Source organism: Synechococcales cyanobacterium T60_A2020_003, from assembly GCA_015272205.1.
Classification (GTDB): domain Bacteria; phylum Cyanobacteriota; class Cyanobacteriia; order RECH01; family RECH01; genus JACYMB01.
In genome coordinates this window covers 1-13588 of sequence record JACYMB010000375.1, presented here as the reverse complement: position 1 = coordinate 13588, position 13588 = coordinate 1, and the positions used below count along the sequence as shown (strand labels likewise).

Here is a 13588-nt window from a genome sequence, read left to right as displayed (position 1 = left end):
TTTGTTTCTGGGCGCAAATTTGCTGGTTGAACGGGGCGATCGCATTGCCATCCTGGGGCCCAATGGAGCCGGAAAATCGACCCTGCTCCATCTGCTGATGGGCATGGAAACTCCCACAGAGGGATCAATCAACTTCGGCCCCCATAACGTGATCCCCGGTTATTTTGAGCAAAACCAGGCGGAAGCGTTGGATCTCGAAAAGACGGTGGTAGACACGATCCATGACGAGGTGCCGGACTGGACGAATGAAGAGGTTCGTACCCTGTTGGGTCGGTTCTTGTTCAGTCAGGACAGCGTTTTCAAAAAGGTGGCGGCTCTGAGTGGGGGTGAAAAAGCACGGCTTGCCCTGGCTAAGATGCTGCTTCGACCTGCGAACCTTCTAATCCTGGATGAGCCGACGAATCACCTCGATATTCCCGCTAAGGAAATGCTAGAGCAGGCGTTGAAAGCCTACGACGGTACAGCGATTATCGTGTCCCACGATCGCTACTTTATTTCCCAGGTAGCGAACAAAATTGTGGAAATCCGCGATGGCGAGCTGGTGCTCTACCGAGGCGATTACCACTACTATCTGGATAAAATTGCGGAAGAGGCCGAAAAGGTGAAATTGGAAAAGATCGAAGCGGAGAAAGCTGAAAAAGCCGCTGCCAAACGAGACAAGCAAAAACAAAAGCAGAAAGCGAAAAAAGGCAAGTAGCCCTAGGGGCGATCGCCCTTACGAAGCAATGTCGATCGGGCAAGAGTGTACCCAGGCTTGCCCCCAGATCGAGGCGATGACGTTTAAGCTGGGGTAAAGGGTGTTGATTCCAGGAAAGCCTAACATTAAGGCGAATCCCACTCTTTCATCTGGAACATTTTTTGATATATTCTTGGGGCAAGTTTATCTACAGTCTTGAGTTCCGCATTGGAACCTGCTTTTTTAAAAACACCGACTTTAGCAAAGCCTTCAGAAGGGATACCGTTTCTGGAGAATCAATCATTACTCGTACTGTTCGTTCTAGTGTAAGGACACCTGAAATATGGCGCAGGAGCCGATCTCTCCAGTTGTGCTAATCATCCTTGATGGGTGGGGCTATCGTGAAGACGCTGATGGCAACGCGATCGCCGCTGCCAAAACGCCCATCATGGACAGCCTGTGGGCTGCTTACCCGAGCACTCTCATTCGAACATCAGGGAAAGATGTGGGATTACCGGGAGGCCAGATGGGCAACTCGGAAGTAGGACATCTCAACATTGGGGCAGGTCGCGTTGTACCTCAGGAATTGGTGCGAATTTCCGATGCCGTTGAAGATGGCACGCTGTTGAGCAATGGAGCACTAGTTCAAACCTGCCAGGACGTGCGCCAGCGTAACGGCAAGCTTCATGTGATTGGACTGTGCTCAGAAGGGGGCGTCCACTCCCACATCACCCACCTCAAAGGCATTCTAGACCTTGCGAAAGAGCAGGGAATCGCCGACGTTTGCATCCATGCGGTGATGGATGGGCGGGATACCAAGCCTACGGATGGCCTATCCGCGATTCAGACCATTGAACAGTACATTCAGGATGTGGGGGTCGGTCGGATTGTCACCCTCAGCGGTCGCTACTACAGCATGGATCGCGATCGCCGCTGGGATCGCACCCAAAAAGCCTACGAGGTGATGATCACCGATGGCGAAGGCACAGGGCAGTCGGCCTTAGAGCTTTTGCAATCGTCCTACGATGATGGCAAGACTGATGAATTTGTCCTGCCAATCCGCGTTGCTCCTGGAGCGATTGAACCGGGTGATGGCTTGATTTTCTTTAATTTCCGACCGGATCGTGCCCGTCAGTTGACTCAAGTGTTGGTTGATCCCAACTTCACCGGGTTTGAGCGATCGCTCATCAAGCCGTTATCTGTTGTGACGTTCACCCAGTACGATCCCACCCTGGATGTGCGAGTTGCGTTTGAACCTCAAAATTTAGACAACATTCTGGGTGAAGTGGTGTCCCGCCACGGACTACGTCAACTGCGGACGGCGGAAACCGAGAAGTACGCCCACGTCACCTACTTTTTCAACGGTGGTATTGAGGAACCGTTCCCCGGCGAAGATCGGGAGATGATCCCCAGTCCAATGGTGGCCACCTATGACCGTGCGCCGGAAATGTCTGCCGAAAAGGTAACGGATGGCGTGATTGCCGCAATCCAGAAGCAAATTTATTCCCTGATTGTGATCAACTATGCGAATCCAGACATGGTGGGGCATACCGGCAACATGGATGCAGCGGTGGTAGCAATCGAAACGGTGGATCATTGCTTAGGACGGTTGTTGGAAAGCATTGGGCAAGCGGGTGGCACTGCCATCATCATCGCGGATCATGGTAATGCAGAGTATATGTGGGATGAAAATCACAATCCCTGGACGGCGCACACCACAAATCCCGTACCGTTTATTTTGATCGAGGGCGAAGGACGCAAGATTCCGGGGCATGGTGCTGAAGTGCAGCTTCGCGCCGATGGTCGCTTGGCTGATATCGCACCCACAATCCTGGAAATTTTGAACCTACCCAAGCCCTCTGAGATGACAGGCACATCGATGATTGTGCCAGCCGAGGTAGATGTTCGTGCGAATCGAACTCCGGTCAAGGTCTCTTTGTAGGTCGGTGGCATAGGATACAATCGATCAGGGGCATGGTTTCGGGGTGCGATCGCCCCAGCGTCACGTTGCTTTGAGGATACGACGCTGGGCGCAGACTCAAACCCTAATTCCCACGGTGCCTGAATTTATTTGCCTTTGGGTTATTTTCAAAACACTAGCAAGCGCGACTCATGATTATTATCAACATTCTGCAAGTAGTATGGGTTTTGTCGGCCATTGGCTTGACGATCTTGGTATTGCTGCATAGTCCCAAGGGCGACGGTTTGGGTGGCCTTGGGGGGCAAGCTCAGCTCTTTACCAGCACCAAGAGTGCCGAAACGACTCTCAATCGCTTGACTTGGGCGCTAACCGTGATCTTTATGGGGTTGACGGTGGTGCTGAGTGCGGGTTGGCTAGAGCCGCCTGTTGCATAATCCCTTTGTCAAAAATGGGAACGTTTCTGGGTAAGCACTCGACGTAGTCGTAGATGATGTGATTCACGAGGCGATCGCCCATGAAGCTTTGGCGAAGACTCCATGCTGCGCGACGGTGGTGTTTGCGGCAAAACTTGCTCTTGACTGCGATTAGTTGTGTGATGGCGCTGTACCTCAGCCTGGATACACAACATTCCGTGCAGGCGAATGAGTCCCCAGCACCCCCATCGCCGCAAGCTGCTGAAGCGTTGCTGCCCAGTCCCCAGGTGCATCCACTCCCCCCAACGTTAGCCGATTGGCTCTCGAACGACCAGGGCGATTACTTCGCCGAAATTCAGCCGACCAATATGGGCTATCTCGTTTGGTCAGAGTTTCCGGTTCAGGTATACCTTGATCCGGCGATCGCTCCGGATAGCCCGATTACGACTGGTAATCCCCTGGTTCAGACTTGGCTAGAGGCTGTGCAAGGGGCGATCGCAGAATGGAATACCTATATTCCGTTGGAGATTGTAGAAACTCCAGATGCGGCAGACATCACGATCATGCGCCAGACGCCACCACTAGACATTCAACCCGGCCAGCCCCTGCGATCGCGTTCTGCCGAGACCCGTTACGAATTTTATGCAGATACGCAGCCTCCCATTCCTGTACTCAGCCATCGGTTTCAAATTTTCCTGCGATCTGATCAGTCTAGGGATTACATTCAGGCCTCCGCTCGCCATGAGCTAGGTCATGCCCTTGGCATCTGGGGACACAGTGATTCAGAAACCGATGCTCTATATTTTTCTCAGGTACGCAATCCGGCGGCTATCTCCGTCCGAGATATCAACACCCTCCAAAAAATCTATCAACAGCCCACCCGCCTTGGTTGGGAATTTCCCAGCGCTGCAATCCCCTAGAATCTCTTTTTGCCTATGCTGCTCCACCTATCGACCTGGCCTGAAGTTGAAGCCTACCTGACGCGATCGCGCGGATTGATTATTCCCATCGGTTCCACAGAACAACACGGCCCCACCGGACTGATTGGCACCGATGCCATCTGTGCAGAGGCGATCGCCAAAGGCATAGGAGAAGCGACCCATGCCCTCGTAGCACCGACCATTAACGTAGGAATGGCGCTACACCACACCGCTTTTCCCGGCAGCATGAGTTTGCGTCCCAGTACCCTAATCTTGGTCATTCGCGACTATCTGTCCAGTCTGGTGAGTGCTGGATTTACCCAATTCTTTTTCATTAACGGGCATGGGGGCAATATAGCCACTCTGAAGGCAGCCTTTGCCGAAACCTATGCGTATCTCGCTGAACTGCGCTATCCCGATGCCGAGTACGTTCAGTGCCGTCTTGCCAACTGGTTTATGTGTAGCTCGGTCTACCAACTTGCCAAGTCCCTATACGGTGACGCCGAAGGCTCCCACGCGACCCCTAGCGAGGTTGCCCTCACCCAGTTCGTTTATCCAGACCACATTAAACAGGCTCCGTTAGACGCAAACATCGCATCCGGGCATCCCATCTGTGGAGCGACTCACTTTCGTAAACACTATCCCGACGGACGGATGGGATCGAACCCTGCCCTCGCTACGCCTGACCACGGACGGCAGTTTTACGAAGCGGCGGTTAAAGAACTCAGCGCCAGCTATTTAGAGTTCATAAGGGCAGAATCTTAAGGAAATCTCAAAGTTTTGTACTGATACATCACGCAATCGTAATCCTGGACTCAGCGGCTATAAAACTGATCTAACGTGGAACTAAAGGTGTGGATATCCAACGTTAATTTGAAATTGCTGAGTTCCTTCTCATGGATGCAAGTACACTACTGCAGCGATACGATGATGGCCAGCGAAACTTTGTTGGGGCTGATCTACGAGGTGCCAACTTAGCAGGCTGTACGTTGGTTGGCGTGGATTTAACCGGAGCTAATCTCACCGGAGCTAACCTTAGCCGTGCCTTTTTAACAGGATCAAATTTATCCGAGACATTTCTCAATTGGGCAGACCTTAGCTTTACCAAGTTCAGCGAGGGCAGCCTCGAAGACGCTGACCTGACCAAAGCGACCCTACAAGGGGCATTCATGGTCAAAGCGAACCTCACCCGTGCCAAGTTGAGTGGGGCAACGCTATCCCATGCGAATTTGCGTAATGCTCAAGTGCGACGAGCCAACCTCTGTGGTGCAAATTTGCAAGGTGTGAACTTACGCAATGCGGATCTTTCACGGGCGAATTTGAATTGGGCCGATTTAGCCGGAGCACGGTTGAGTGGAGCCGCGCTGACAGGCGCGTTTCTGAATGCGGTGAAGACCTCCGTACCCGACATTTTGAAGTCTTCGGGAAGTATCACAATTTGATGGGTGCCATCGGTGCTAATTTGGGCGGTGTTCATGGTGTAGATCCTCTAGGTAAGTTTGATATTGCTAACCCGGATGGCATGAAACGCGCCGCATCCCACGCCATCCCAAGTCAGGCTAGGGCTTCGTCAATTAATCAGACGCAATCCCTTCCTGTCGAGCCGCTTGCTGCACCGCCGCCGCGACCGAGGTAGCCACTCGCTCATCAAAAACCGAGGGAATAATGTGTTCTGGATCCAAGTCAGATGACTTCACAAGCGAGGCGATCGCATGGGCAGCCTCTAAGAACATCGTCATAGTCATCGCCTTCGCCCGACAGTCGAGGGCACCTCGGAAAATGCCAGGAAACGCCAGGACGTTATTGATCTGGTTGGAATAATCGCTGCGTCCGGTGGCCATAACAGCGACATCATTGGCAATCAGTTCTGGCTGAATTTCGGGAATGGGATTAGCCATCGCAAATACGATGGGATCGGAAGCCATTGATTTCACCATTTCCGGGGTGACTGCCCCCGGCACACTCACCCCTAGGAAAACGTCAGCCCCCTTCATGGCGCCCGCTAAGGTTCCGGCTTCATCTACCGCAAACTCTTGTTTCTGAGGATTCAAGTCGGTGCGATCGCTGCTAATGATGCCTTTGGAATCGCACATATAAATGTTGGTTGTCCCCGCTTTCCGCAGCAGACGGGCGATCGCCACTCCGGCAGCCCCCGCACCGTTAATCACAACCTTGACCTCGCCCAGGGATTTTTTCACGAGCTTGAGCGCATTGATCAGAGCCGCCAGGGAAACGATCGCCGTACCGTGCTGGTCATCGTGGAAGACGGGAATATCCAGTTCTTGCTTGAGGCGAGCTTCAATCTCAAAGCACCGTGGGGCACTGATGTCCTCCAGGTTCACGCCGCCAAATACAGGCGCAATGTGCTTCACGGCGGCGATAATTTCTTCGGTGTCCTGAGTGGCAAGGCAGATTGGAAAGGCATCGATTCCAGCAAATTCTTTGAATAGCATCGCTTTTCCTTCCATCACAGGCAGCGCTGCTTCCGGACCAAGATTACCCAATCCCAAAACTGCGCTTCCATCGGTGACAATGGCAACGGTGTTGCTCTTGATGGTAAAGGAGTAGACCTTTTCAGGATCTTGGGCGATCGCCGAACAAATTCGTCCCACTCCAGGCGTGTACGCCATCGCTAAATCGCTCTGACTCTTGAGGGGAATTTTGCTGTTGACGGTGATCTTGCCGCCTCGGTGCAAGTTGAAGGTGCGATCGTAGACATTCAGGACGATGATGTCATCTAAAGCTTTAACCGCATTGACAATGGATTCGGCGTGTTCGGAACTGGCAGCATCTACGGTAATGTCACGAATCAGCGTTTTGCGGTTGTGCTCAATGAGGTCGATCGGGCCGATGCTGCCTCCGGCGGCGGCGATCGCCTGGGTGACATTTGCAAGCATTCCGGCCTGGTTCGGCAATTGAAAGCGGATTGTTAGGCTAAAACTAGAGTTGGGTGTCAGAGCAACCATTGACAATTATTTTTCCTGTAGGTGTTGTCAGCAGATTTTAGGGGAACCTTAAGCCTAAGATTGTACCTGGTCATACGAAGTTACAACTATGCCAAGCCTCTCTACTGAAATTACGATTCGTGCGGCGCGATCGCAGGTGTGGCAAGCGCTGATCCACAAAGAGCGCTGGCTATATTGGAACACGTTTCTCTTTGACCGAGATCCGGCTCGTCCCTTGAGTGCAGGCAATCACGTCATGCTGTCGGTGCGGCGTACCGAAGACGATGACGAAATTGAGTTTCAATCCTACATCACCGTTGTTCAACCGAATGCCTGCTTGCAGTGGTTGTCTACGGCACCAGGGTTTAAGAGTCAGCACAGTTTTGAACTCCAGGATGTTGATGTCGATGTAACGCGCTATCGTCATCAAGAGCGCTTTTCGGGCGCAATGTCATCGCTACTGCTTCCCTTTATTCGCCGCGATGAACTGCAAGGACTGCGACGAATGGCTCATGAGTTAAAAAATTATGTTGAGTATCCTCAACGTCGCAGGGGTTGAACGGATAGTGGGGGTGATATTAATGCCAGAATAGGCGATCGCTCACCCATTCCAGAGCGCAAGACCTAAATCTAGCTCCCTAGTGCTGAGGCGCTAAAGGTTTAGCTTGAACTTCAGACTGGGCATCGTAGGTAGGAATCTCATAGGGGGGCTGGTACAACCCTAACTTTTGCTGAAGTACGAGGCTAATAATGGGAACCATGTCATCCACTAGATAGCGCTTCCAAAGGCGCTGTGGTTCGGACAGGAGCCGATACACCCATTCACAGCCAAGGTTGGTAATCCATTTGGGCGATCGCTTCACATTGCCCGCCTCAAAGTCAATCGTAGCTCCGATGGCTAGGAAGGTCGTGACGGTTTTGAAGTGATCCTTGTACTGGGCAATCCACTTTTCTTGCTTCGGTGCGCCGACACCCAACGCTAGCACGTTCGCACCAGAGGCTTCCACCAAGTCAATCAAATATTGGCACTCTTCGGGATTCTTCTCAAATCCAAACGAGGGGGAATGGGCACCCACCACAATCTCGCGTCCGACTTTGCGGTTGATGGCTTGACGGGCTTTCTCCGCAACGCCTTCCGCTGCACCCAGCAGGAAGATCCGCACGTCCTCATCCCCGGCATAGTAGCGATAGAAGGCGGGTAAAAGATCAGAGCCAGAAATCTTTTCTTTGAGGGGCATGCCTAAAAACCGAGCGGCAAACATAATGATTTGGCTATCGCAGGTTTTGTAGGTGGCTGCGCCGTAGGCTCGGCAAAACTCTTCGTCCTTCTGAAGCTTCACCAAATGATCCACATTCGGTGTGAACACAACGCCCCCCGACTTCAGCCGTGCTAACAGATCCAGCATGGTGATGTTGTCGAAGGGGACGTTCAGAATTTTAACGGTTTCCATTTTGCCTCGTAGGATTCGGAGATATTGCTTGAACCAATTACAGGGGTTGGGGAGGGAGTGAGAAACATCCACACCAACTCTGGCATAAGAGACGTAGAGGCGATCGCGCCTATCTTGAATTCCATAGGACTCTTTAAATAGAGCACCGTGGCTCTTTACAATGCCTTCACCTCAAATGTCAGGAATTTCATCTCCAGAATGTGAGCAGTATGGGTTATGCTTTTGTCCCTTTCATCGCATACTTTTCTCACGAGCGTTGTCAGCGTCCTTACAAAATGCAGTCTAAATCGGTGACCTATTCCGCCGCAGAACATACCTACCGCCGTATTCGTCGCCATTTGAGCTTTGGCTTTGTGATGCTGGCGGGAGTCACGGTGATTGGCACCCTCGGCTACAAGTGGATTGAAGACGACTGGAGTTGGCTCGACGCGGCCTACATGACCGTGATTACCCTGGCTACCGTTGGCTTTGCTGAAGTTAAACCGTTGAGCAACGAAGGGCGACTGTTCACGATTGTGTTGATCTTGATGGGGATCTTTAGTATTGGATTTATTGCCAATCGCTTCACAGAGGCATTGGTTCAGGGATATTTTCAGGAAGGAATTCGGCTGAGGCGGCAGCGAAACTTGATTGAGCAGCTTTCAGAACACTACATTTTGTGCGGGTTTGGACGCACAGGCCAGCAAGTCGCGATGGAGTTTGCCTTTGAGGGCATCGACTTTGTGGTGATTGACATGCTGCCAGAAACGGTTGCTTTGGCGAAGCAACAGGGCTATCGCGCTATTCAGGGGGATGCCACGCTAGATGAAGCCTTACTCCGGGCAGGAGTAGATCGCGCCCTCTGTTTGGTGACGGCCTTACCGTCTGATGCCGAAAATCTCTATACGGTGCTTTCAGCCAAGACCTTGAATCCCCGCATTCGCACGATTGCCCGCGCCAGTACGATCGAAGCCTCCAAAAAGTTACAGCGAGGTGGCGCAGATGTGGTGATTTCGCCCTATGTCACTGGCGGAAAGCGGATGGCGGCCTCTGCCCTGCGGCCTCAGGTGATGGATTTTGTGGATGGCATTGTTAGTGGCGCAGGGCGATCATTTTATTTAGAAGAGGTAAAGCTTGACGCAGAGCATAGTCGATCTATGGTGGGGCTAACGCTGCACGAAGCGAATATTCGCCAACTAACAGGATCATTGGTCGTGGCGATCAAGCGGCAAGACGGTGCTCTGATTACAGGCCCCACGGCGGATACCCGATTAGTTGGGGGCGACATCTTGATTTGTATGGGTACCGCTGACCAGTTAAAACTCCTGCATCGGCTGTTCAGACCTGATTCTGGCTTACGCCCCCGCACGCCGAAGCCACGTCAACGATTTCCGTCTCCATCTTGATCTTCGTTTATACAATTTAGGAACAAGGTCAGTAGCAACTCCCTTACTCTCTGTCCTTGCGTCTTTAACCTTAGATATCGGCTGAATATCATGACCATCCAGCATGTAACCCGATTAAAATCCAAGCGATCGCCCTCTATCAAAACGGGATTGATGTGGGTCGCATTCACGTTTGGCTCAGTAATTACCATCCTGGCGATCGCCGCCATGGCCCGATTTGAGCGAGGCACTTCTGACCGCCAAGAAGCGATCGCCTCCCTGGTGTTGTTTGGACTGATGCCCATTGCGGTCGGGACTGGCCTAGCCTGGGAGCGTCATCGTTGTACCAGCCAGGAACGGTGCGATCGCTTGCAGAATGCGTTTTATACGATGGTGCGAAACGGACGCGGACGGATGAGTGTATTAACCTTTGCGATGGAAGCAGGCGTTTCGGGAACGGAAGCACGGGCGTTTTTGGATGCGCGATCGCACGAATTTCAGGCGCAGTTTGATGTTACCGAGCAAGGTGAAATCATCTATCGGTTTGATCTATGCCGGGAATAGGCGGAGATTCTGGAACGGTTTAAGGGACTGCTGAGATAAAAACAGGTGTCAGTGGAGAAGGAGAAATTTATGGTTCAACTCTTTTGGGCGATCGCCGCAATTTGTGGTGGACTATCAGTAGCGGCTGGAGCCTTTGCCTCCCACGCCCTGAAGGAAAACCTGAGCGATCGCGCCCTAGAAATCTTTGAAACCGGGGCAAAGTACCAGATGTATCACGCACTGGCGTTATTGTTAGTGGCGACTCTGCTTCTGCGAACCGAGGGCGGACAATCGCTACTCACCACGGCAGGCATTAGCTTCATCGTTGGCATTCTCTTGTTTTCTGGGAGTCTCTATACCCTCAGCTTGACGGGCATTAAAGTTCTGGGTGCGATCACGCCGTTGGGCGGCGTAGCGTTTCTGGTGGGTTGGGGCTGTTTGGCGATCGCCGCTTTTAGCGCAAAACCGCTGTAGGGTGAGACTTACGATCCGGTGAAAATCCACCAGAGGAGACGCAAGCTGCCTAGGGTGAGCACCACGACAACCAGCACTAGCAGTGCCAAAACGAGAATCACACCCAGCACAAAGAACCGATCTGCCGCCCGACTCGGATCAGGGTTCTGGAGATGGGCTTCTAGCAGTTGCAGATTACGGGCATTGGCTTTCCAGACCACGTCAAACACGTCGCCTGCAACTGGAATTGAACCCAGTGCAGTATCGGTCAGCAAATTGGACACCATGCGAATCAGCGTTTCCTTGGGTAGGCGAAAGCGTAGGGATTCCAGCACGATATAGACGGAAATCAAAACGCTCACAACGTCGCCAGCACCCGGAATTAAGCCCAAAAACGGATCAAGCCCGACTCGAAATGTTGTTCCTGGAACGGGCACCGCATTATCTAGAAATTGGCTCAAAAATCGGATACGGCCAAGGGCAGCGTGCGATCGCGCCGAGAGGCGTACCAGATGGCTTGAGGGCGGTTTCATTCCCCAATCCTATCCTCCTAATCCTGGAACCAGCCCAGTCGTTAGGCGCTTAATGGCACGGTGGGCAACGTCACTGTAGTTCAGTTCACCCGATAAAATCTGTCCCATCCGCTTAGTAGCCGATGGTCGCTTAATCCCAACCTTATAACCGATGCCGGGAGCACGGTAGAACAGGGCTGCAATTCGCTGCGCCCACACCATCTCCGATCCCCACTCCTCCGCAATCACATCGCTATAATTCGACAAGGCATTGATATCGCCACTTAAGGCCCGATCAATCGCCTCCGCCGCTTTTACCCCTGTAAACATGGATGGCCGAATGCCCTCTGCCGTAAACGGGTCAACCACACAGGCCGATTCCCCCACCAGAACCGCATTCTGGGTATGCAGCGTTTGGTTTCCATCCCAGATGCATAGGGGATGCCCATACTGTTTGCAGTGGCTCAAATCGACCCCAAAGCTCTGGGCATACTCCGTCAAGATGCTTCTAAAATCCTGTTTCTCGCCGCCTACAAAGGTGCCAATGCCAATCGAATAACCATCGGCTTTAGGAAAGTTCCAAATATAACCATTTTTGACCATGCCAAACTCGAAATGAAGCGTGTTGGGATTTTCCACAGGCACCGCTGCTTCCGCTTCCAAAGCAGCAGAAAGGCGACGCTTCCGGTCTTTGAAGCCCAGCCACTTTGCCATCGATCCTTTCGCACCATCAGCGGCAATGACGTATTTACCCTCTACAGGCCCCTGGTCGGTGTTGACCTGCCAATGATCCGATTGAAACTCAATGCCTTTAACTTCGGTACTCTCGCGCAGTTCGGCTCCTTGCCCTTGCGCTTGTTTGACCAAAAAGTGATCAAACATATCGCGCCGCACCATCCACACCGGTTCCTCGACCTCCAGCTTGCCATCAACCGGATCGCCCATCTTCCAGGTGTACTGAATCGTGTCCACTTTCAGGGAAATGGCGGGGGCAAAGTCAAAGTCAAACCACTGTGCCACCAGGGGAGAAACACCACCACCACAAGGCTTGTATCGCGGTAGAGATTCTTTTTCGAGCAACAGGACGGATCGTCCACGCTTGGCTAGATGGTATGCAGCGGAGGCTCCGGCAGGGCCTGCACCAACAATCACGCAATCATACATACGCCTAATTACACTCCTTCGCAATAGGTCAAAAGGGCGATCGGGAAACGACTGCCGCTGTGGACATCGCTTTATTTCGCCTTTTCACAACTGGGGTGGATGATTTGTTTGGGCTACGCAACGTTGTACGGTGTTTTAATCCAGTCTAAGGTTGAAGCTGCACGTCAGTACGAAGGAACAGAGAAATTTCTTTGGGGATTTCTTAAGAACTAGCTTCGTGATGTTCGTAAGCAGCGACGATGCGCTGCACTAGCGGATGACGGATCACATCGGATTTAGTCAGACGGCAAAACGCAATCCCTTCAACGTTGCTAAGGATATTCTCAGCCACCGCCAGCCCCGAAGCTTGGTAGCTCGGCAAGTCGGTTTGGGTGATGTCGCCTGTCACCACCATGCGGGATTTGAAGCCCAGGCGGGTCAGTACCATCTTCATCTGAGCTGGAGTCGTATTTTGGGCTTCGTCCAGAATGATAAACGCATTGTTGAGGGTGCGCCCCCGCATGTAGGCCAGGGGAGCAACTTCGATGACACCGCGTTCCATCAAGCTGGGAATCTTTTCTGGGTCTAGAAATTCGTACAGTGCATCGTATAGCGGACGCAGGTAGGGGTTTACCTTTTGCTGTAGATCCCCTGGTAAAAAGCCGAGGCGTTCTCCGGCCTCGACAGCGGGACGGGTAAGGATTAAACGCTCGCATTCATTGGAGAGCAGGGCTTGTACCGCTACTACGGCAGCCAAAAACGTTTTCCCAGTTCCGGCAGGGCCAATGCAGAAGGTCAAGTCGTGATTCCGAATGGCCTGGATATACTGGCGTTGCCGAAAGGTTTTTGCGGTAATAGCATCGCCGCGTCGAGTCCGTGCGAGAACATCTCGCTGCAACGATTGAAACTCGTCCTGGCGATTGGTATCCACTGCCTGGAGTGCGGACTGGATATCTACCTCAGTAACCGCACGTCCCTCACTGTAATAGGGTTCGAGCGATCGCAGAATATTTTGACAGCGCTCAATCTGTTTTTCACTACCCGTGATGAATAAATCCTGACCTCGGAGAACGAGGGTGGCTCCGGTGCGCTGTCCAATTAACTTCAGATTTTTTTCTTGCGTTCCTGCCAGGGCGATCGCACTTTCTGGACTGTCTAGCTCAATTGTTAGCGTTTCAGCCATAGAATGTGACATCCTCCCGACGCTCACCCTATCGGGTAGAGCGCGGGCTTCCCCAGATCGCTCT

General features: G+C 52.4%; 15 protein-coding genes. 10 read left to right on the top strand and 5 right to left on the bottom strand.

The features are described 5' to 3' along the window. From IGR76_18150 to IGR76_18125, 6 genes are all read left to right on the top strand, one after another. On the top strand, positions 1-697 hold a 697-nt coding region (locus tag IGR76_18150; protein ID MBF2080379.1), incomplete at its 5' end, for an ABC-F family ATP-binding cassette domain-containing protein. Between the two features lie 322 nt (positions 698-1019). After that, positions 1020-2618 (top strand): 2,3-bisphosphoglycerate-independent phosphoglycerate mutase, encoded by a 1599-nt coding sequence (locus IGR76_18145; protein ID MBF2080378.1) that lies wholly within the window; start codon positions 1020-1022, stop codon positions 2616-2618. A 170-nt stretch (positions 2619-2788) separates the two neighbouring features. Further along, a complete protein-coding gene (gene secG / locus IGR76_18140; GenBank protein MBF2080377.1) occupies positions 2789-3031 on the top strand; it encodes a preprotein translocase subunit SecG in 243 nt (80 codons plus the stop codon). An 80-nt stretch (positions 3032-3111) separates the two neighbouring features. Continuing rightward, on the top strand, positions 3112-3930 hold the full coding sequence (locus IGR76_18135; GenBank protein MBF2080376.1) for a peptidase: 819 nt from the start codon (positions 3112-3114) through the stop codon (positions 3928-3930). Positions 3931-3945: 15 nt separating this feature from the next. Then, positions 3946-4695 (top strand): creatininase family protein, encoded by a 750-nt coding sequence (locus tag IGR76_18130; GenBank protein MBF2080375.1) that lies wholly within the window; start codon positions 3946-3948, stop codon positions 4693-4695. A gap of 131 nt (positions 4696-4826) precedes the next feature. After that, positions 4827-5372, top strand: coding sequence for a pentapeptide repeat-containing protein (locus IGR76_18125; GenBank protein MBF2080374.1), 546 nt, complete (start codon positions 4827-4829; stop codon positions 5370-5372). Between the two features lie 132 nt (positions 5373-5504). On the opposite strand, the gene IGR76_18120 is transcribed toward IGR76_18125, so the two are convergent. After that, a complete protein-coding gene (locus tag IGR76_18120; protein ID MBF2080373.1) occupies positions 5505-6896 on the bottom strand; it encodes an NAD-dependent malic enzyme in 1392 nt (463 codons plus the stop codon). A gap of 88 nt (positions 6897-6984) precedes the next feature. On the opposite strand from IGR76_18120, the gene IGR76_18115 reads away from it, so the two are divergent. Continuing rightward, on the top strand, positions 6985-7434 hold the full coding sequence (locus IGR76_18115; GenBank protein MBF2080372.1) for an SRPBCC domain-containing protein: 450 nt from the start codon (positions 6985-6987) through the stop codon (positions 7432-7434). A 79-nt stretch (positions 7435-7513) separates the two neighbouring features. Here the strand turns inward: IGR76_18115 and IGR76_18110 are convergent, their stop codons facing one another. Further along, on the bottom strand, positions 7514-8326 hold the full coding sequence (locus tag IGR76_18110) for a WecB/TagA/CpsF family glycosyltransferase (GenBank protein MBF2080371.1): 813 nt from the start codon (positions 8324-8326) through the stop codon (positions 7514-7516). A 275-nt stretch (positions 8327-8601) separates the two neighbouring features. On the opposite strand from IGR76_18110, the gene IGR76_18105 reads away from it, so the two are divergent. The 3 genes from IGR76_18105 to IGR76_18095 all read left to right on the top strand — a co-directional run bounded on the left by IGR76_18105 (position 8602) and on the right by IGR76_18095 (position 10707). Beyond that, on the top strand, positions 8602-9711 hold the full coding sequence (locus IGR76_18105) for a potassium channel protein (GenBank protein ID MBF2080370.1): 1110 nt from the start codon (positions 8602-8604) through the stop codon (positions 9709-9711). 90 nt (positions 9712-9801) lie between these two features. Further along, on the top strand, positions 9802-10254 hold the full coding sequence (locus tag IGR76_18100; protein ID MBF2080369.1) for a hypothetical protein: 453 nt from the start codon (positions 9802-9804) through the stop codon (positions 10252-10254). Between the two features lie 69 nt (positions 10255-10323). After that, entirely contained in the window at positions 10324-10707 is a 384-nt protein-coding gene (locus tag IGR76_18095) for a DUF423 domain-containing protein (GenBank protein ID MBF2080368.1), read from the top strand. 8 nt (positions 10708-10715) lie between these two features. Here the strand turns inward: IGR76_18095 and IGR76_18090 are convergent, their stop codons facing one another. The 3 genes from IGR76_18090 to IGR76_18080 form a co-directional block, all read right to left on the bottom strand. Continuing rightward, positions 10716-11219: a DUF4112 domain-containing protein gene (locus tag IGR76_18090; GenBank protein MBF2080367.1), complete on the bottom strand. Its 504-nt coding sequence runs from the start codon at positions 11217-11219 to the stop codon at positions 10716-10718. Positions 11220-11228: 9 nt separating this feature from the next. Beyond that, positions 11229-12362 (bottom strand): geranylgeranyl reductase family protein, encoded by a 1134-nt coding sequence (locus IGR76_18085; GenBank protein MBF2080366.1) that lies wholly within the window; start codon positions 12360-12362, stop codon positions 11229-11231. Positions 12363-12564: 202 nt separating this feature from the next. Then, positions 12565-13524, bottom strand: a complete 960-nt coding sequence (locus tag IGR76_18080; protein MBF2080365.1) for a PhoH family protein — start codon at positions 13522-13524, stop codon at positions 12565-12567. Positions 13525-13588: the final 64 nt, after the last annotated feature.